The following is a 19,890-nucleotide window of genomic DNA, read 5'->3' as shown; positions in this document are numbered from 1 at the left end:
TAAAATAAATTATTTGTAGGCAATAGAAAAATCATTAATTTATAAAAATTTAATTCTTAATTCTTAATTCTTAATTCTTAGGCACTTTTACGACTGAACCTAAAAGACAGAAAAAAGCATTACCAAGATGATTAATTTCCAAAAAATTAGCTGATTCAGGAGCAGGTTTATAAATTTTAAATGTTTTCATGATACCTAAAGTAGCGGCACTTTCTAAAGGGCTAATAAAGTTCGTATTTTTATCTAAAAAATAGTCTTTTTCTGTCCAATATTTCATTTGTTCATGAGTAAGAAAAAAACATCCAGAATGAGGATTTAAAGCCCGTCTAAAAACTACAGGAATATTCATAATTTGTCCTTTCAATTCTGGCTCATCATTAACATTTTGAAAAGGTGCTGTCACCCTAGGCAATAAATCCCCGTCAACATAACATTTTCCCGTATATTCATTCAAGCCTAATTCGTAACGATTCGGAAACAATACTTTTTGAAAATCTGTTACCTGATTAAACCAATTTAGTTTAGTAAAAAAGTTAGCATCTCGAATAATTAAATCATCTTCTAAAAAACAATAATAATCATATTTACCGAAATTGTCTTTTAAAATTTTATGACATTCAAAACCTAACAAAAGAGGTTCAGCATTAGTTTTATTATGTATAAATAAACCTTGAGGTAAAGGTAAATAAGGAATTAAATGATCCTCTCCTGTGGTGCAAATAACAATATCGATCGAGGTAGATTGTATAGTATTAGCAGGGATAGTAATTCTTTCACCCACTTTGATCATTAACGGCGGTTTGCCGAATAATTGTTGTAAAGATAAAATAGAATTAGTTAAGGCTTGTATTCTAGGTTGAGGATTTTTTTGAGAGCCGTGAATAGCATTTTTTTGTTGCTTAAAAAAATGAGGAATAGTGACCAATATTTTCATAAATTTTAACAGTAAATATCTTAGCGTCTTTGCGTGAGAAAAATTAAAGCCTAATTTTCTTCAGAATCTTCCTCATCTTCATTTTGAGTACTAGGAATAGCCACCACAATAGCTTGAATAACTTTATTGACAGCGATAATTTCCAATCCTAAATCAGTAGGATATGTTTGCCCTTTAGGCACGATCGCGCGAGTAAAGCCCAATTTAGCCGCCTCTTTTAATCTTAATTCCATTTGGGACACTAAGCGCACTTGTCCTCCTAAACCGATTTCTCCGATTAACACCGTACGAGGATCGACTACACGATCTCGAAAACTAGCTACAATGGCGATCGCCATACCCAAATCTGCCGCTGGTTCTTCCACCGCCAATCCTCCCACAGAAGCCACATAAGCATCTAATTTCGACAGAGGAATACCTACCCTTTTTTCTAATACTGCCAAAATTTGTTGCAACCTATTATAATCCACTCCTGTCGTCGATCGACGAGGAGAAGTGTAGCTAGTGGGGCTAACTAAGGCTTGTAACTCTACCACAAGGCATCGAGTACCCTCACAGGAGACGATCGTAGCTGTACCCGGTGCTTGTTCCTCTCGATTACTCAAAAACAATTCTGAAGGGTTAGTTACTTCATCTAAACCATGATCTACCATTTCAAAGATACCGATTTCATGGGTAGCACCAAAACGATTTTTGACCGATCGTAACAAACGATGAGACGCATATCGATCGCCCTCAAAATATAACACAGTATCTACCAAATGCTCTAATACCCTAGGCCCTGCGATCGCCCCTTCTTTAGTAACATGACCAACAATAAACAGACTAATATTTTCTCGTTTTGCCACCTGCATCAAAGCCGAAGTACATTCTCTTACCTGAGACACCGAACCGGGAGCAGAATTAATAGTCGAAAAATGTAAAGTTTGAATACTATCAATAATTGCCACTTGAGGCTTGAGAGATTCCAATTCTCGCAAAATTTCCTCTAAATCCGTTTCAGGCAAAATATATAAATTCGGTTCAAGAAGTGGAGTTTTTTCCTGCCCATTACTTGAATCTGAGTCATCCCCTGACAAGCCAACCCTTAACCGAGAAGCTCGTAATTTGATTTGTTGCCCTGACTCCTCCGCCGACACATATAAAATACGAGGAAACCGAATCGATAATTGATTCGCCGTTTGTAACAACAAAGTTGACTTACCAATACCCGGATCACCCCCAATCAAGATCAATGAACCGGGTACAATTCCCCCTCCCAAAACTCGATCCAATTCATGATAACCTGAGTCCATACGGGGTTGTTCCTCTTCTGTAATATCTGAAAATTTCACAGAGATTCGAGGTTGTGCGGGGCTTTCTTTTTTGTTTTGAGTACGACTTTGAGATTGCCAACCAGCACGACTAAAATTACCATTATTGGTATTATTAGAAATTTGTTCTTCTAAAGTACCGTAAACACCGCAACTAGGACATTTACCAAACCACTGAGAAGATTCTGCACCACAGGCATTACAGATATAAACAGTTCTGGTTTTCGCCATAATATTTTGTGTCCCCGTATTTCATACTTACCCCATAATCTTATCAAAAAAACAGCCTTGTTGTTTTACCTCAAAGACCTTTTATCACATTTAAGTCAGTTTATTATGATTAACATCAATTAAGTATTTATTCGGATACATTATTATTGATTCCATGTTATAATATTTGATATGTATAACATTAAAGTTTATTATGATAGACGTAAATATTTTCAGTAACGGCATTGCCGTTGAAGGACTCAACACCACCTTAACCTTCACCATCGAGCTTTCCGAACCAGCATCTGATCCATTACAGGCAAATAGAACCTATTATGTCAGCACCTTTAACAATACCGCTATTGCCGGTTTAGATTTTACCGCAGTAAATAATAGCCCCCTAGTCTTTGCTGTGGGAGAAAGAGTAAAAACCATCTCTATTAACATAACTAACGATAGCTTTATAGAAGCTGACGAAACTTTTTTTGTCAACGTTTTTGATACAAATAATCTAGCCACTCAGACATTATTAGCTACAACTTTCGGTACAATTACAGATGTTTTAAGGGCTGACGTAACCACTACTTTATCAGCAAATGTGGAGTCTTTGACTTTAACAGGAACAGCTAATATAAACGGTACAGGCAACGCCAATGCCAATATCATCATTGGTAATAGTGGCAATAATACCTTAGATGGTGGCTCTGGTAACGATACTCTTAACGGTGGAGCAGGAAATGATAGTCTCTTTGGTGGTGCGGGAGATGATGTTCTGATCGGTGGTGCAGGAGTTGATACCCTAAACGGTGGTGGTGGCAATGATACTTATGTCATTGATGCCTCGGATGTAATTATTGGCGAAACCGATGGTGGAGGCATTGACACTATTCAAATTTCTACTAACTATGATCTAAGGGTACTTGGTCTAGGTAGTAATATTGAAAATTTGACCTTAACAGGCACTGCTGTCAGTGGAGTTGGGAATGAATATGGCAACTTAATTCAAGGAAACAGTGCCAATAATCGCCTCGATGGACAAGATGGAAATGATAATTTAGTCGGTGCTGGAGGTGCTGATACCCTGATAGGAGGATTTGGCGATGATACCCTTGATGGTGGTAGTGGTGTCGATTCTTTAGTTGGTGGTCCAGGTAACGATACCTATATTATTGACAGTGCCTCTGATATTATTGTAGAAGGTGCTAATCAAGGTATTGATACTGTCAGCGTCGCCTACGGAAGTTATACCATCGCCAATCAAGCTAATTTAGAAAATATTACCCTTACGGGTTTATTAGCTATTAATGCCACAGGAAATACTGGAGATAATTATCTCACAGGAAATAACCGTAATAACGTCCTCGATGGCGGTGCAGGTAACGATACCCTCGATGGTAACGGAGGAGTTGATACTCTCAAAGGTGGTGCGGGAAATGATACTTATATCCTCGATAACACGGGGGATATGGTAGATTTAATTTTGGAAACTGCTACGGGGGGTACTGATACTGTCATCACTAATTCTGACTATATTTTAGGTGCTAATTTAGAAAACCTACGATTATCGGGTAATGGGGATTTTTCTGGTACTGGTAACGCATTAGCGAATGAAATTATCGGTAATGATGGGAGAAATTTCCTTGACGGAAACGGAGGTACTGATATTTTAATTGGTGGACGAGGGGATGATACTTATTTTGTAGATAGTGCTGATGATCGAATTCGAGAAGATCTTGCCGACTCAGGTGGAGATCTCGTAATCGTTAGCTATAATACTGTAGTACCTTATACAATAGGTGATGCCGGTGATAATCGTTTTGTCAACCATATTACCTTGGCCGGACTAGCATCGAAAGCACAAGGTAATAGTATGTCTAATATTTTATTAGGTAATGAAGGTAGTGATACTCTTGATGGAGGTGCCGGTAGTGATACCCTCGATGGTGGAGAAGGGCAAGATGTTCTGATTGGTGGAACCGGTGGAGACTTATATCGCATTAATCTGGGAGAAAATGACCAAATTACAGAAAGTTCTTCCTCCGTAACAGAAATTGACACCATTGAAGCCTCTTATACTGGCACAGAATTAACCAGAAGCTATACATTACCGACAAATATTGAAAATTTCGTCTTTTTAAGTACTATTAACCTTAACCTCACAGGCAACGCCTCTAATAATATTATTACCACTAATATCGGTAATGATACTTTGACGGCGGGAGATGGGAATGATACTCTTAATACGGGTGAGGGGAATGATACTCTCCTTGGTGGTAATGGTAACGATAGCCTCCTTGGTGGTAATGGTAATGATAGTTTAGTCGGTGATGCGGGGAATGATACTCTCGTGGGAGGTAATGGGAAAGATACCTTAATCGGCGGTGCCGGAGATGATCTCTATGTCACTGATAGTGTGCTTGAAACCTTGACAGAAGCGGCTAATCAAGGTATTGATACCGTCCAATCGACAGTTTCTAATACACTGAAAGTTAATTTTGAAAATTTAACCCTATTAGGCACTACCAACATTAATGGCACAGGAAATACGGTAAATAATATTATTACTGGTAATAGCGGAAATAATACTCTTGATGGTCAGGGAGGTGATGATATTCTTCTTGGTGGAACTGGTAATGATGTTCTCTTAGGGCAAATCGGTAATGACACTCTCGATGGTGGTATTGGAATTGATACCTTATATGGTCATGAAGGCAATGATGTTTATGTTGTTGACAATATTGGAGATGTTGTCATTGAAGGAGTTACTCAGGGAACTGATTTAGTTACAACTTTTATTACTTATACCTTGACCGATAATGTCGAAAATCTGACTCTTCTTGGTACAGCCAACATCAATGGTACTGGAAACGCTTTAAATAACGTAATTACTGGTAATTCAGGCTCTAACCTTACTTTCGGCTCTAACGTGATTGATGGTGGTTTAGGCAATGATACCATGATTGGTGGACTGGGTCATGATTATTACTACATTAACAGTCTAGGCGATGTTATTATTGAGGTAGATACTTTAAACGGTGGTATTGATACCGCTTTTATCTCCGTCAATAATGATACTTTAGATGGTAACGTCGAAAATTTAACCCTCATCGGTTCAGCCGTCAAAGGTACTGGTAATAGTCTTAATAACCGTTTAATTGGTAATAGTTTAGCTAATAACCTCATCGGTTTAGATGGTAATGATTTTCTCGATGGTTTAGGAGGCAGAGATACCCTTGTGGGAGGTAACGGTAACGATACTTATATCATTAACAATACTGGTGTTGTAATTACGGAATTGGCTAATCAAGGTACAGATTTAGTTCTTTCTTCCATTACCTATACCCTTGGTACAAATGTCGAAAATCTCCAGTTAACGGGTTCAGCTAACATTAATGGTACTGGTAATAATGACACTAATCCTAGCGGTGGTAATCGTATTACTGGGAATAGTGGTAATAATATTCTTTCTGGGGCGGCTGGAAATGATTTTCTTATCGGTAATGAAGGGAATGATACTTTAATTGGTGGTGCTGGTAATGACACCTTAACAGGAGGAGCTGGTGCCGATCGATTCCAATATGTTACTAATTCTGCTTTTTCCTCTCCTGATATTGGCAATGACACTATCATTGATTTTAATCGGAATCAAGGAGATAAATTTGTTCTAGGCAGAATTACATTTGGTCTAACAGGTAATATTGGTGATGTTTTAGCAATTAGTCAATTTGCATCGGTTGCTACGGATGATTTAGCAAAAGGTAGCACTGCTCGTATTGTCCATAGTCAAGGAACTGGTACTGTTTTCTATAATAGTAATGGTACGACCATTGGAGGTGAAGGCTTTATCTTTGATAGTGGTGTTACGTCAGCATTGTTAAATACTGACTTTATCATTGGTTAAAATATCAATAAAACTAAGGTGGGCAATGCCCACCCAAGCATTTTTTTCTGTACTATATAAAAATTAGAACCTAATATCACCTCAGTTCCTACGAATTTGCTCTAATTTCTTTCTTCGTTTTGTTTAAGTATTAAAACAAAAAACTGATCAGGGTGTTATTCTGATCAAGGTAAGATATAATGATAGGTTAGTAAAAAAATCGTAAAATAGCAAGGAGGATATTACATGACCCAAGTGGTTGTGGGACAAAATGAAAATATAGAATCAGCTTTACGTCGTTTTAAAAGACAAGTTTCCAAAGCAGGTATCTTTGCAGATATTAAACGTCTGCGTCACTTTGAAACCCCCATCGAAAAGAAAAAACGCAAAGCCGTTGCTCGTCGCAAAAAACGCTTTCGTTAAATAGTAATTCGATAATTATTTGTAATTAAAATGAATGGGAAAGTTAACAAGGGGGTGAAATTAATACACGCAACTTATCCCAATAGAGTATTTCTTTGAATCATGAGTTTGTCAGGGGCTAATAATTAGCCCCTATTTTATTAATCATTATCCCAATGTTCTGAGCCTAACAAATCACCGATACGATCGCGCAATAAAAAATCTTTTTCTTCTAGTTGTTTTTCCACGGATAACCATTCTCTGGGGGGAATATAGTTAGCCAAGCTATAAATAGGCTGATGACGGCTGATGCTACCCCTTTCTAGTAAGGCTCTGATTTCGTCTTTAATAAAGTCAAGGGTGTAATAATAGGGGGAAATTGTTGGGAGGGTGTAAGTAGTCATAAAATTTTGATTGTGTGACCTAGTAAATTGAAAATGCTATAGAGAAAAAAAATAAATCTTTCAGTTAAATTCTATACCGTTTCTTTAAGAAGTCGCAACAATTCCTTGACAAATACTCTCTAATAGTAACGATCGACACTGAAGACAGGTTAAATTATTTAGTAAATTAGATAAATCTTCCTTCGTAAGATTATAAGTAGCACCAATAAAATTTCGATCGAGACTCACATCATCATCAATCAAACCATAGAAACCCCATAGTAACTGATTACTAAATGAACTGTTAATTATCCATCCCTCACGATTAATGGGAATGAGAGTTTTAATGTTTTGTGATGAAATATTTAACTCTTTTTTTAAAATCCATAAAGCATTATTTTCTAAAGTTTCACTGGAATTAACTCTACCTCCCGCAAAATCAAGGGTAACTTTTTTAATACCTTCACGAAAAATTAACTGAGGAAAAATTAATTGATTTTTATGCTCAATAATAATAATCAGAGAATCATCTTTTTCAACTCTCCAATAGTCCAAAATTTGCCCTTGAGAATTTTTTATTTTCTCTCCGATTAGCGTTAACCAAGGAGATTTTATTTCGACAAATTGACTGATAAATTCTCTATTCATAATCTTAATTAGGCGTTTCCTCATAGCATTTTGATGAAGAAAGGTGTTAGGTATTAGGTTAAATCAAACTGTTAAGTGAGTAGGCAAAATTAATTGTATGTTTACTTTATGAAAGGCAAAAGGCAAAAGGCAAGAGGCAACAAAGATGTAAGTTATTTTAATAATTCTATAATAAAATTAGATATGTCTAATAATCAAATAATCGATATAGTAGCAAAAGAACATATTTAATTTATTAATTCTCAAAATGCACCGAATCCCAGCTACTCCCGGGGGATGGAATCCCGACACCGAAGGAGTGATTATTATTCAACAAAATCCTGCACCCATTATCTTCCTCACCAGTGCCGATACAGATATTCAGACGATAGCCTCCAGTTTAGACTCTCTACCGGCGGATTTCCCTCAAATTCGAGTCGTTAATTTATTGCAGTTACAGCAGGAATTAACCATTGATACCTATGGAGAGGAGATTTTATCACAAGCCCAAGTCATTATTTTGCGCCTTTTGGGGGGAAGAAGTTATTGGAGTTATGGCTTAGAAGTGTGCAAAGACATAGTTAGCCAAACTAACGCCCATTTACTGATTTTACCCGGTGACGATCGACCTGATGTAGAATTAATTAGTCATTCTAACGTTTCCTTATCCATCGTTAATCATTTTTGGCAATACTTAATCGAGGGGGGGGTTGAAAATTTTGTCAACGCATTTAAGTATCTTAGTGATAGTTTTTTCCATACTAATTTTAAACCTAATTCACCTCGATCGATCGATCGTTTAGGTATCTATCAACCCTCACCCCCCAACCCCCTCTCCCATGAGACGAGGGGGAGAAATATTGAATCTCTCACCAATTCCCCTCAAGATAACACTAAATCTTCCCAAGAAAAAATAGCTTTCTCTCAACACAATAAATTAGAAGAAAATAAGCAACAAATTGATACAGCTATTATATTTTATCGATCGCACTTTCTCTCGGGAAATCTTAAACCTATTGATGCTTTATCCACAGCATTAAACCAAGAAAATTTAAGCAGTATTGCTATTTATGTATCCTCCCTTCAAGAAACAGATACTCAAGCAGAATTAATTAAATTATTACAACATCATCAAGTCAAATTAATACTCAATACCACTAGCTTTTCTGTGGCAAAAATTGGCAATGAAACTAACGCTAAAATTTGGCAAACTTTAGATATTCCCGTTTTGCAAGTCATCCTCAGTGGCAGTACAAAAGAATATTGGGCGGATAATTTTCAAGGTTTATCTCCGAGAGATGTTGCCATGAATGTTGCCCTTCCCGAAGTCGATGGAAGGATTATCACAAGGGCAATTTCGTTTAAATCTGTAGCGACTTGGCATCCCCAATTAGAAACCGATATAGTAATTTATGAACCTTTGCTCGATCGAGTTAATTATATAGCAAAATTGGCAAAAAAATGGGTTAATTTAAGTAAAGTTAGTAACTCAGAAAAAAAAGTAGCCTTAATTTTAGCTAACTATCCTAATAAAGACGGAAGAATTGCTAACGGCGTTGGTTTAGATACTCCTGCAAGTTGTATTAATATATTGAAGGCTTTACAAGAAAAAGGTTATCAAATTAAAGATATTCCAGCCAACGGTGACGAGTTAATATTTAAGTTAATTGAAGGGGTAACTAATGATTTAGAAATGCAATCCCAAAGAAAAATTAATCAATATTTATCCCTAGAAGAATATGAGACTTATTTTGCAACCTTACCCTTAGAAACCCAACAACAAATCAATACTCGATGGAAAAATATAACCTCGTATGCGAATGATTATCATTCGTATCCAGATACCCTTATATCGAAAAAAATAATCCCCATTTCGGGAATACAATTAGATAATATTTTTATTGGTATTCAACCCTCAAGAGGTTACGATTTTGATCCTAGTTTAAACTATCATGCCCCAGATTTAGAGCCAACTCATCATTATTTAGCTTTCTATTATTGGGTGAGGGAAATTTTTAAAGCTGATGCCATTATTCATGTGGGAAAACACGGTAATTTAGAATGGTTGCCGGGAAAAAGTTTGGTTTTATCTGAAAATTGTTACCCTGAAATTACTTTAGATACGTTACCTAATTTTTATCCTTTTATTGTAAATGATCCGGGGGAAGGTTCACAGGCAAAACGCCGGGCAAATGCGGTAATAATTGATCATTTAACTCCTCCTTTAACTCGTGCTGAATTATACGGTGATTTATTAGAATTAGAGGCTTTAATTGATGAATATTATCAGGCACAAAGTCTTAATCCTAGTCGTCTAAAAATTATATTCGATCGAATCTTAAACTTAACAAAAACGACTAACCTCAATGAAGATTTAGCCATTAAAGAAGTAAATCAAGATACGTTTTCGCAATTTTTAACCACTGCTGACAGTTATTTATGTGAATTAAAAGACGCTCAAATTAGAGACGGTTTACATATTTTTGGACAATGCCCTCAAGGAAGACAATTACGAGATTTAATTATTTCGATCGCACGATTTAGCAGTTATAATAACTTAGGATTAATTGACGCAATTCAAGAAGATTTAGATTCGATAAAATCTCCCTTAAAAAATGATCCCCCTAAATCCCCCTTAGTAAGGGGGACTTTTTCCTCTGAAATTATCCCCTTATTAAACGAGACTAATTCCTCAACTATTTCCCCCTTATTAAACGAAACTAATTCCTCAACTATTCCCCCCTTATTAAACGAAACTAATTCCTCAACTATTCCCCCCTTATTAAACGAGACTGATTCCTCAACTATTCCCCCCTTATTAAGGGGGGCTAGGGGAGATCAAGATTACTTAGAAACCTTAGCAAATAATCTAGTAGAAAAACTAATAGCAGGAGAAAATTATCAAGAAATTAGCTTAGGAAAAAACACTGAAAAATCTCTTAATTGGATAGCCAATAATTTATTACCCAACCTCCTAAAAAGCGATCGAGAAATCATCAATTTAATGAGAGGATTAGAAGGCAAATTTATTCCTAGTGGCTCATCAGGCGCACCAAGTCGAGGCAGGGCGGATGTTTTACCCACAGGGCGTAACTTTTATTCAGTGGATATAAGAGCAATTCCCAGTGAAACCGCTTGGGATGTAGGAAGAAAAGCTGCGGAGGCGGTAATCGATCGTTATACCCAAGAAAACGGTGAATATCCCAAAACCTTGGCGATTTCTGTCTGGGGTACTTCCACCATGCGCACGGGAGGGGATGACATCGCTCAAATTATGGCACTCATGGGCATCAAACCCGTTTGGGATGGGGTTAGTCGTAGGGTGGTTGACTATGAAATTATACCCCTATCTGTGTTAGGGAGACCTCGCATAGATGTAACTGTGAGAGTTTCGGGTTTTTTTCGTGACGGATTTCCCACAATACTGGAATTATTATATAAAGCGATCGTACATTTGTCAACCCTGACCGAAGAAAAAGAGCAAAATCCCCTTGCTTTACAAGTAGAAAAAGAGACTAAATATTGGTTAGATAAAGGTTTAGAAGAAAATGAGGCAAAACAGAGGGCAAGTTATCGTTTATTTGGCTCAAAACCCGGTGCTTATGGTGCTGGTTTACAAGGTTTAATTGAGTCGCAAAATTGGGAAAATGATGCTGATTTAGCAAGGGCTTATTTGAACTGGAGTAGTTATGCTTATGAGGGAAATAAAGGGGTATCTATGCCCGAAGTTTTTGAACAAAGATTGAAAACATTACAGATAGTTTTACATAACCAAGATAATCGAGAACATGATTTATTAGACTCCGATGATTATTACCAATTTCAAGGAGGATTAACCGTTGCGGTGAGACATTTAAAAGGAGAAAATCCTGTCACTTATTTTGGGGATAATTCCCAACCTAATAACCCCAAAGTTAGGGCATTAAAAGAGGAAATTGCAAGGGTTTATCGCAGTCGAGTTATTAACCCGAAATGGATAGAAGGAGTTATGCGTCATGGCTATAAAGGAGCATTTGAAATGAGTGCCACTGTCGATTATTTATTCGCTTATTCTGCTACTACTAAAAATGTGCCTAATTTTATGTTTGAAGGGGTAGCTAAAAGTTATTTATTCGATGAAAAAGTACAACAATTTATCCAAGAAAAAAACCCTTGGGCATTAAGGGATATAGCAGAAAGATTAATCGAAGCAAATCAACGTAATTTGTGGCAAAATGTCTCTCAAGAAATGTTGGATAAATTAAGACAAATTGCCCATGAAGCTGAAGGTTCGATCGAGTAATTTTATTTTTTATAAAAACTGATGAATTCATTAGACATCTTCAGAAAAACAGGCAAGATGCCTGTTCTACGGTGGTAAAATCATAATTAAGGTCTAAATCTATTAGAACAAAAAAGAAAGTTCTATATCTATGTTTTGTGTCTAATTTTAGTACAAGATTTGATCTGAATATTCATATGTATTAAATATTAAGGCAAAAATTTCTGCTGAATCAGAAATGAAAACACGTTTATTAGAGAATATAGCAGTCAGTTATGAGTTGTGAAAATTATCTTATCATCAAAGGCAAGAGGCAAAAGGCAAAAGGCAAGATTAGTCGTATCTTCGATATTTTTTCTAATAATTTATTTCTCACAAATGATTCCTGATTGCTATATAATAGTTATTACTAATTAACGATATTTAACTATGAAACCTATAATCATTGTGTTTTTACTATTGATAACTACGATCGTAGGCTGTGGCAAATCTGCTAATAATGAAAATCAAAACCAAACTCCCTCATCTTCTCCTAGTAACAATTCTGAAGATAACACACAGCAAAATCCTTCTTCTAACGACAATAATCAAAGTGATGATAATAACGATGATGACGATAATGATGATGATGACGACAATCAAGAAGACGATGAAGACAATGACGATAATGATTAATTTGCTTTATCATTCTTTATCTTCGTAGAAGAGGTAAAAAAAAGTTTAACAAGATATTTTGTTAAATAGATTTAATCAAATTAAACAATATAATTAATACAAAATTATGAAATTAAAAGTTACTAATAAAGGAGTTATGATTCCCAAAGAATTATTAGGAGAGTCAGAGGAAATAGAAATTATCCAGCAAGATGATAAATTAATAATTACTACTATTAAGAAAAAACCTTCGATTTGGGATTTAGGCAAGAATCCCGTGAAATGTAATGTTGCTAAAGAAATTTTACCAGATATTGAAACTAATCAGCAATTATCTTCTTTACTTTTGTTACCTGAGTTAGAAGACAATGAAGAATTATTTATACGAGATTGACTAAATAATTAGTTTTTTTACTTTAACAAATATTTTCGATCGAGTAATCATAAATCTATTTAGAGAAGTCTAATATATAAATTCGATCGAAATGCAGGGTAAATTAACTATTATTATTGTTAAATCCTTGAATTTGTTGAGCAAACCAAGAGGCAACACTACCATTAGTTTGACTATCTAAAAGACTTAAAGTTTCATTTAATAAACTAATGGGTAAATTATGTAAAGTAAGAGAAAAATCTGCTTCTTGATAAATATTATTTGCGTCTAAATGAAAACAAAAAACCCGTCTTCCTTGTACATCAACTACCCAATATTCAGGGATTTGTAAACTAGCGTAAAGATGTTTTTTCTTATCTAAATCATTAGGTAAAGTGGTATCAGAAATTTCTCCCACTAAATTAGGAATGCCCGATTTTGAGACATCAAGATAACGTCTTTCACCTTCTTTTCTTTTCAGATTATTGTCTCCTAAATATAATACTAAATCAGGAGCAAAAGCCATTTTTAATTCTTGATTTTCTAACAAACATCCTCCACAAGAGGTGTAATTTTGCTCTGGATTTTGACTAAACCAAATATAGAATAAAATAATAAATAAATTACATATGCTGGAATGATCAATGCCTTCTGTACTCATTTGAATTAATAATTGATTATTATAAAAATATAATTTAACGTCTTCTAATTCTTTGGAATCAGCACAATATAAATAATCTTCCCAAGTTGCCGATTGCCATTGATTAAAGTATTCTTTTTTTGTCAACAAATTGACGGGTGAAACTAAGGTTGCCATAAAAATAAGTTATCGATTTCAGTTTTTTCTACTTTAACAAATATCTCAGTGATGAAGATGGAGAATAGGGTATTAGAGAATTAGGTAATAAGCTGTTAATCAACACTTCGTAATCAAAAGACTTTTGCATCATCCTTTCAGTATTTTAGTTCTAGTGCTAGAACTCAGTATAATCGAAAAAGAAAAATTAGAATAAGATTCATGACTGATTTAATCGCACTTTTTTCCGCCGCCGCCATTGGTGGTTTATTAGCTTCTATATTGCGACAACCTGTCATTTTAGGATATTTATTGGCAGGAGCTATTTTAGGTCCTTTTGAGTTAGGGTTAATTCATGATTATGAAATCGTGGAAACTGTGGCGGAGTTAGGGGTAACTTTCCTCTTGTTTGCCATCGGTGTTGAGTTTTCCTTTGCAGAATTGAATAAGGTTAAAAATATTAGTTTGGGAGGCGGTGGTTTACAAATTGCTTTAACCATAGCCATTACAGCTTTTGTTTCTATTACCGTAGGTTGGGTATCAACTATACCTCAAGGTGTATTTTTAGGAGAGCTTCTTTCTCTATCTTCCACCGCCGTAGTCTTAAAAGCCTTGATGGAATCTAATGAAACTGGTACGTCTCACGGTCAAGTTATGTTAGGTATTCTGATTGTGCAAGATTTGGCTTTAGGGTTAATGTTGGCGGTGTTACCTGCTTTAAATCAACCCATCGATGAAATTGGTATCGCCATTGGGGTTGCTTTACTCAAGTTAGCTTTATTTGCTTTAGGTTCGATCGTAGTTGGTAAGTGGTTGATTCCACCATATCTAAAATTATTGGCAAAAACGGAAAGTAAGGAGATTTTTTTATTAGGAGTAGTGGCTTTATGTTTATGTATCGCCTTACTCACAGGAGAAATTGGCTTATCTACAGAAATGGGGGCTTTTGTCGCTGGTTTAATGATTTCTGAGGTAGAATATTCAGATCAAACCCTTGATTATGTTGAGCCTTTACGGGATATTTGTGCGGCTGCCTTTTTTGTTTCTATTGGCATTTTAATCGATCCTGTGTTTCTTTGGGATCATTTACCTTTAATTTTAGGGTTAGTATCTTTAGTGTTAGTGGGTAAGTCTTTAATTATTACTCCTTTAGTTGTATTGTTTCGCTATCCTTTAAAAACTGCTTTGATTGCGGGGTTAGGATTGGCACAAATTGGGGAGTTTTCTTTCGTTTTGGCGGATAAAGGGCGTAGTTTTAACCTAATTTCTGAAAATGTTTATATGTTGGTGTTAGGCACAACTGCCATGACTTTAGTTGTTACACCTTTTGTGTTACAATTTTTACCGATTATTTTATCGAAAGCGGAATCTTCTTCTGTTTTTGAAGGTTGGTTAATGGATTTGAATAAAGTAGAAGTGTCTTGGGAATCTACCATGGAGAATCATATTATTGTTTGTGGTTATGGTAGGGTAGGTAAAAATGTGGTGACATTATTGTTAAATCAAGGGTATAAAGTATTAGTTATTGATCAATCAGAAGAAAAAATTAAAAAATTACGGAAAAAAAATATACCCTATCTCTATGGTAGTGCTTCTAGTTTATTTGTTCTGGAAAAAGCTGAGGTATGTAGCGCTAAAGCAATGGCGATCGCACTTCCAGATTCCATGAGTTCGAGATTATGTGTCAAAAGGGCATTACAATTAAATCCTGAGTTAGATACGGTAATTCGTGCCAATGATGCGGAAGACATCGAAATGTTGTATCAATTGGGGGCAAAAGAAGTTATACAGCCCGAATTTGAAGCTAGTTTAGAGCTTTCAGGGCATTTATTAAGAGTGTTAGGATTACCTAATGCTATGGTTGTGCAAGATATTCAAAAAATTAGGGAATCTCAATATCAAACATTACAACCTGAACGATCGAGCGAAGAAATTTTAAGAGAATTACAAGAAGCCGTCAGCACTATGGAGAATAAATGGTTTACCTTACCTGCGGATTCTTGCTTAATTAATTTGACTTTAGAAAAAGCCCATATACGTCGCCTCACGGGAGTTAGTATCATTGAGATTGTGCGCGCTAATGGCGAAAAAATCGATTATCCACCTGCTGAAACTATTTTACAAGAGTTCGATCGATTGTTATTAGTTGGTACATCGGAAGATTTTGAGGCTTTTGAATATATTGCAAAGGAGAAAGTCATGTTACCGAAAGAAGGAGAATCTTGTCTTTGGGTATCGATTCCTAAAAATACGCAACTTGCCACAGAAAAATTAGAAGAAATCAAGGATAAACAGGATTTAGGAGTAATGATTCAAGGTATTAGACGCAAAAACCAATATATTCGTTTTCCGAATCTGGAGAAAGACATTAAAGCAGGAGATAATATCTTGGTATTTGGTAAATCGGAAATTTTGAGTCAACTGTAACAATTAACAATTAACAATTAACAATTAAAAAATTCTGAAAATTAAGAGCCAGTTTTAAGGATATTTGAGATTAAAATGAGAGTTAGGAGTAACAGCTAATTACTCCCAACCTGATTTATAACCTTAATGAGGATTTTACCATGAGTACCGTAACAGATAATGATTTAAGAGAGTTAAAGGATTTAATTAACTCTAAATTTGAGCAAGTCGATCGTAAATTTGAGCAAATCGATCGTAAAATTGAGCAAGTCGATCGTAAAATTGAGCAAGGCAACGAAAAAATAGATAGTAAATTTGAAAAAGTATTTGAGGAGTTAACTACTATCAAAGTTGATATAGCTACTCTCAAAGAAGGGCAAAACGGATTAGGGAAAAGATTAGATAACCTTGATATTATCGCTCGGAGTGTAGGAGGGGGTATTTTAGTTGCTTTACTAATAGGATTAACTAAATTCCTTTATCCTAATCTACTCGGATAAATTTTCTAATTCCCTAAAGCAACTTGAAATACGAATATTTGCAAAAAAAGAGGCTATTTTCGCCTCCTAACCCCCAAAGTTGGGGGAATTAAAGGAGGATTGTCCATAAATCATTTAGGATTGCTATAGTTCATTTTGACAGGGTAAAACTAATTTTTACTCTATCTCAAACTAGGGCTTTTGCTGTGCCAATCGGTGGTTTGTTGATAGGCGTAACCCACTTTAAATAAGACATCTTCCCTTAACACATTCCCAATTAACTGCATTCCGATGGGTAAATTTTGGCTATCAAATCCGCAAGGAATACTCATACCGGGTAAACCTGCAAGATTGACGGGGATAGTCATTAAATCTGATAAGTACATACTAAGGGGATCATCGGTTTTTTCTCCAGCTTTAAAGGCTGTAGTTGGTGCGGTGGGAGAAATTAACACATCCACATCTTGAAAAGCGTTATCAAAGTCTTCTTTAATTAATGTACGGACTTTTTGCGCTTTGAGGTAATATGCATCATAGTAACCTGCGGATAAAGCATAAGTGCCTAACATGATACGCCGTTTCACTTCTGCGCCAAATCCCTTAGCTCTAGTACTGGTGTACATTTCAAGAAGGTTTTCAGATTCTTCTCGTATGCCATATTTAACGGCATCGTAACGGGCAAGATTGGCGGAGGCTTCGGAAGGGGCAATGATATAATAGATAGGCAATCCGTAGCGAAAACGGGGGCAGGAAATCTCTTTTACGATCGCACCCAATTCGACTAATTCTTCCACCGCTCGATCGACGGTTTGTGCTACAATATCGTCTAATCCTTCCCCGAAGGTTTCTTTAATAATGCCGATTTTTAAGCCTTTTAAGTCGGTGGAGAACGATCGAGTATAATCAGGTATTTCTACTTTTAAACTGGTAGAATCTTTACTATCATACCCTGCGATCGACTGTAATAAAATAGCAGTATCTTCTACAGTATGCCCAAAAGGACCAATTTGATCAAGAGAGGAAGCATAGGCAACTAAACCGAAACGGGATACTAAACCGTAGGTAGGCTTTAAACCCACAACACCGCACAGGGAAGCAGGTTGACGAATCGAGCCTCCGGTATCTGAGCCTAATGATACCACACATTCGTTAGCGGCAACGGCAGCCGCAGAGCCTCCAGACGAGCCTCCCGGCACTCTAGTTATATCCCAAGGGTTAGCAGTAACTTGATAGCCTGAGTTTTCCGTTGAACTACCCATAGCAAACTCATCTAAGTTAGTTTTACCTAAAATTACTGCACCTTGATCTCTTAATTTTTGGGTGACGGTGGATTCATAGCTAGGGATAAAGTTTTCGAGGATACGAGAAGCACAAGTGGTGGGAATGCCTTTTGTGGACATATTGTCTTTAATGGCTATGGGGATGCCTTCTAAAATGCCGATTTCTTCTCCCCTAGCGATTTTCTCATCAACTTGTTGCGCTGTTTCTAAGGCTAATTCTTTGGTGACGCATAAAAAACTCTTGATTTGTGGTTCAAGGCGCTCGATCGTGGTTAAATATTCTTGGGTAATCTCTAGGCTCGATCGTTGTTTGCTGGTAATTTGTTGATGTAATTCTTTAATGGAAGCCATGAATAAATAATTTTTCTACTATTTTTAATATATGTTTGATCAGCATTTTGACTAATCTTTACAATATCACATCTCCCTCACTGTTTATCTTTCAAAACTTGCAATTACTGATTAATTTTTCTATAAAAATTCAATATTATTATACATATATTCTGGTTCTAAACATTCCCAAATTAAGGTTAAATTGCTGATAATTTTGCCTATTGACTGACGCTGTTGTTGAGCATAAATAATCCCAGAATGGTTAATACCAGTAGATGCTAAACGCAAAAAATCATCATCAAAAGTAAAAATAACTCGTTTTTCAGATAAAGAAAAAGCCAATTGTTGTTCATCAGATGCACCAATTAATCATTTTTCAACGGATGTTGTCACATTAATTCCCCGCATTCTTAAGCCATTGGCAATAGCATTACTAACATTTTCATCAAGATGAAATTTTATTTTATTTGACATTATCACCCTTTAATATTTTGTCAATTAAAGATAGTTTATCACCTTGTAATTTTTCAGCAAAAGCCTCTGTTTCCTCTATTTGTTGTCTAATTTCCTCTCGATGATCATGATAATAACTTAAAGCACCATAGACATCAGCTAAAGTAATACTAGGATGATGATAAATAATTTCATCGGGAGACATTCCCATTCTTTCATGCCAAATTACAATGTCTTGAACTTTGATACGATGTCCAACAATACGAGGTTTTCCTCCACAGATACCGGGGGTAATTTCAACGTGTTTTGAAGTAACCGAAATTGCCATAGTTGCTAATGACTAATGTTAATGAATCTATTTTTAACCATAGCATTTTTTATAATATTTTCTGAAGAAGTTTCATGCTTATTTTCCATTCTCAATTTCTATGGTATAATCATAATTTGTGGCTAAATGTGCTAATTATAAAAAAATTCCTATTAAATAGAGGCAAACATGGCAAAAAAATTACAACTATTATTAAATAAAAACGTTGAAAAATTAGGCAAAAGAGGCGACTTAGTGGATGTTGCTCCGGGTTATGCTCGTAACTTCTTAGTGCCTCAAGGTTTAGGAGTTTTAGTAACTCCCGGTATTTTACGTCAAGTTGATCAAAGAAGAGAAAAAGAAAGATTACGTTTATTAGCTATCTTAGAAGAAGCCAAATCTCGTAAAGTTGCGTTACAAACTATCAATAACTTTGTAATCCGTAAGCAAGTGGGTGAACAAGATGCTATCTTTGGTACGGTAACTACTCAAGAAGTTGTGGACATTATCAAACAAAACGCTGGTTTAGATATTGAGCGTCAAGCCATTACTTTACCTGAAATTAAGAAAACTGGTAAATATCAAACGGAAATTAAACTTCACGCTGAAGTGACTGCTCAGATTACGATCGAAGTAGCTTCTCTTTAAGTCGGTGTTGCCTCATAGTCTTTTGGTGGAGGCGAGGTGTTAGGTTTTAGGTGTTAGGTTTTAGGTTAAAAAATGAATCATCAAGGTTTTGAAAATTTGTAAATCTAAAAGTAAACTATTTGATATTTACAAAAAATAAGAGCAAAAATAC

15 protein-coding genes and 1 pseudogene are annotated in these 19,890 nt (G+C 35.7%); 8 read left to right on the top strand and 8 right to left on the bottom strand.

All coding sequences use genetic code 11. The annotated features are described in order from the left end of the window. Positions 1 to 70 precede the first annotated feature (70 nt). Both SYN6308_RS19830 and radA read right to left on the bottom strand, forming a co-directional pair. Complete coding sequence (locus tag SYN6308_RS19830) at positions 71 to 934, bottom strand: hypothetical protein (protein ID WP_017296206.1); 864 nt, start codon at positions 932 to 934, stop codon at positions 71 to 73. 50 nt (positions 935 to 984) lie between these two features. Continuing rightward, positions 985 to 2,478 carry a DNA repair protein RadA gene (gene radA / locus SYN6308_RS19825; protein ID WP_017296205.1) on the bottom strand — a complete coding sequence of 498 codons (1,494 nt, stop codon included), beginning with the start codon at positions 2,476 to 2,478 and terminating at the stop codon, positions 985 to 987. 193 nt (positions 2,479 to 2,671) lie between these two features. On the opposite strand from radA, the gene SYN6308_RS23590 reads away from it, so the two are divergent. Together SYN6308_RS23590 and rpsU are read left to right on the top strand one after the other, a co-directional pair. Then, complete coding sequence (locus SYN6308_RS23590; RefSeq protein ID WP_017296204.1) at positions 2,672 to 6,358, top strand: beta strand repeat-containing protein; 3,687 nt, start codon at positions 2,672 to 2,674, stop codon at positions 6,356 to 6,358. A gap of 225 nt (positions 6,359 to 6,583) precedes the next feature. Continuing rightward, entirely contained in the window at positions 6,584 to 6,760 is a 177-nt protein-coding gene (gene rpsU, locus SYN6308_RS19815; RefSeq protein ID WP_015222259.1) for a 30S ribosomal protein S21, read from the top strand. Between the two features lie 140 nt (positions 6,761 to 6,900). On the opposite strand, the gene SYN6308_RS19810 is transcribed toward rpsU, so the two are convergent. Further along, positions 6,901 to 7,143 (bottom strand): DUF4327 family protein, encoded by a 243-nt coding sequence (locus SYN6308_RS19810; protein WP_017296203.1) that lies wholly within the window; start codon positions 7,141 to 7,143, stop codon positions 6,901 to 6,903. Positions 7,144 to 7,227: 84 nt separating this feature from the next. Beyond that, entirely contained in the window at positions 7,228 to 7,770 is a 543-nt protein-coding gene (locus SYN6308_RS19805; protein ID WP_017296202.1) for a hypothetical protein, read from the bottom strand. Positions 7,771 to 8,017: 247 nt separating this feature from the next. Here SYN6308_RS19805 and cobN point away from each other — a divergent pair, with 247 nt between their 5' ends. The 3 genes from cobN to SYN6308_RS23035 all read left to right on the top strand — a co-directional run bounded on the left by cobN (position 8,018) and on the right by SYN6308_RS23035 (position 13,058). Next, complete coding sequence (gene cobN, locus SYN6308_RS19795; RefSeq protein WP_017296200.1) at positions 8,018 to 12,031, top strand: cobaltochelatase subunit CobN; 4,014 nt, start codon at positions 8,018 to 8,020, stop codon at positions 12,029 to 12,031. Positions 12,032 to 12,439: 408 nt separating this feature from the next. Continuing rightward, entirely contained in the window at positions 12,440 to 12,685 is a 246-nt protein-coding gene (locus SYN6308_RS19790; RefSeq protein ID WP_017296199.1) for a hypothetical protein, read from the top strand. Positions 12,686 to 12,791: 106 nt separating this feature from the next. Beyond that, a complete protein-coding gene (locus SYN6308_RS23035) occupies positions 12,792 to 13,058 on the top strand; it encodes a hypothetical protein (RefSeq protein ID WP_017296198.1) in 267 nt (88 codons plus the stop codon). Between the two features lie 103 nt (positions 13,059 to 13,161). On the opposite strand, the gene SYN6308_RS19780 is transcribed toward SYN6308_RS23035, so the two are convergent. Beyond that, entirely contained in the window at positions 13,162 to 13,854 is a 693-nt protein-coding gene (locus SYN6308_RS19780) for a Uma2 family endonuclease (RefSeq protein WP_017296197.1), read from the bottom strand. 201 nt (positions 13,855 to 14,055) lie between these two features. Between SYN6308_RS19780 and SYN6308_RS23030 the strand changes: the two genes are divergently transcribed. After that, entirely contained in the window at positions 14,056 to 16,260 is a 2,205-nt protein-coding gene (locus SYN6308_RS23030) for a cation:proton antiporter domain-containing protein (RefSeq protein ID WP_017296196.1), read from the top strand. A gap of 140 nt (positions 16,261 to 16,400) precedes the next feature. After that, entirely contained in the window at positions 16,401 to 16,739 is a 339-nt protein-coding gene (locus SYN6308_RS19770) for a hypothetical protein (protein ID WP_017296195.1), read from the top strand. Between the two features lie 161 nt (positions 16,740 to 16,900). On the opposite strand, the gene gatA is transcribed toward SYN6308_RS19770, so the two are convergent. The 3 genes and pseudogenes from gatA to SYN6308_RS19755 form a co-directional block, all read right to left on the bottom strand. Then, positions 16,901 to 18,349, bottom strand: a complete 1,449-nt coding sequence (gatA, locus tag SYN6308_RS19765) for an Asp-tRNA(Asn)/Glu-tRNA(Gln) amidotransferase subunit GatA (protein ID WP_017296194.1) — start codon at positions 18,347 to 18,349, stop codon at positions 16,901 to 16,903. 120 nt (positions 18,350 to 18,469) lie between these two features. After that, a pseudogene (locus SYN6308_RS23025) lies at positions 18,470 to 18,805 on the bottom strand (DUF5615 family PIN-like protein). Further along, on the bottom strand, positions 18,795 to 19,112 hold the full coding sequence (locus SYN6308_RS19755; RefSeq protein ID WP_017296191.1) for a DUF433 domain-containing protein: 318 nt from the start codon (positions 19,110 to 19,112) through the stop codon (positions 18,795 to 18,797). Before SYN6308_RS19755 ends, SYN6308_RS23025 begins: the two are co-directional and overlap by 11 nt. A gap of 168 nt (positions 19,113 to 19,280) precedes the next feature. On the opposite strand from SYN6308_RS19755, the gene rplI reads away from it, so the two are divergent. Then, on the top strand, positions 19,281 to 19,739 hold the full coding sequence (rplI, locus tag SYN6308_RS19750; RefSeq protein WP_017296190.1) for a 50S ribosomal protein L9: 459 nt from the start codon (positions 19,281 to 19,283) through the stop codon (positions 19,737 to 19,739). The last annotated feature ends 151 nt before the right edge of the window (positions 19,740 to 19,890 follow it).

The sequence above is a fragment of the Geminocystis herdmanii PCC 6308 genome, from assembly GCF_000332235.1.
In the GTDB taxonomy this organism is placed as follows: Bacteria; Cyanobacteriota; Cyanobacteriia; order Cyanobacteriales; family Cyanobacteriaceae; genus Geminocystis; species Geminocystis herdmanii.
Note: the sequence above shows the minus strand (reverse complement) of the source record. Positions and strands in the feature narration are given on the sequence as shown.

Coding starts and splice junctions, on each gene's coding strand:
- SYN6308_RS23030 (WP_017296196.1), top strand. CDS start 14,056: ATGACTGATTTAATCGCACTTTTTTCCGCCGCCGCCATTGGTGGTTTA.
- radA (WP_017296205.1), bottom strand. CDS start 2,478: ATGGCGAAAACCAGAACTGTTTATATCTGTAATGCCTGTGGTGCAGAA.
- SYN6308_RS23590 (WP_017296204.1), top strand. CDS start 2,672: ATGATAGACGTAAATATTTTCAGTAACGGCATTGCCGTTGAAGGACTC.
- cobN (WP_017296200.1), top strand. CDS start 8,018: ATGCACCGAATCCCAGCTACTCCCGGGGGATGGAATCCCGACACCGAA.
- SYN6308_RS19790 (WP_017296199.1), top strand. CDS start 12,440: ATGAAACCTATAATCATTGTGTTTTTACTATTGATAACTACGATCGTA.
- SYN6308_RS19805 (WP_017296202.1), bottom strand. CDS start 7,770: ATGAATAGAGAATTTATCAGTCAATTTGTCGAAATAAAATCTCCTTGG.
- rplI (WP_017296190.1), top strand. CDS start 19,281: ATGGCAAAAAAATTACAACTATTATTAAATAAAAACGTTGAAAAATTA.
- SYN6308_RS19810 (WP_017296203.1), bottom strand. CDS start 7,143: ATGACTACTTACACCCTCCCAACAATTTCCCCCTATTATTACACCCTT.
- SYN6308_RS19755 (WP_017296191.1), bottom strand. CDS start 19,112: ATGGCAATTTCGGTTACTTCAAAACACGTTGAAATTACCCCCGGTATC.
- SYN6308_RS19770 (WP_017296195.1), top strand. CDS start 16,401: ATGAGTACCGTAACAGATAATGATTTAAGAGAGTTAAAGGATTTAATT.
- SYN6308_RS19780 (WP_017296197.1), bottom strand. CDS start 13,854: ATGGCAACCTTAGTTTCACCCGTCAATTTGTTGACAAAAAAAGAATAC.
- SYN6308_RS23035 (WP_017296198.1), top strand. CDS start 12,792: ATGAAATTAAAAGTTACTAATAAAGGAGTTATGATTCCCAAAGAATTA.
- SYN6308_RS19830 (WP_017296206.1), bottom strand. CDS start 934: ATGAAAATATTGGTCACTATTCCTCATTTTTTTAAGCAACAAAAAAAT.
- rpsU (WP_015222259.1), top strand. CDS start 6,584: ATGACCCAAGTGGTTGTGGGACAAAATGAAAATATAGAATCAGCTTTA.
- gatA (WP_017296194.1), bottom strand. CDS start 18,349: ATGGCTTCCATTAAAGAATTACATCAACAAATTACCAGCAAACAACGA.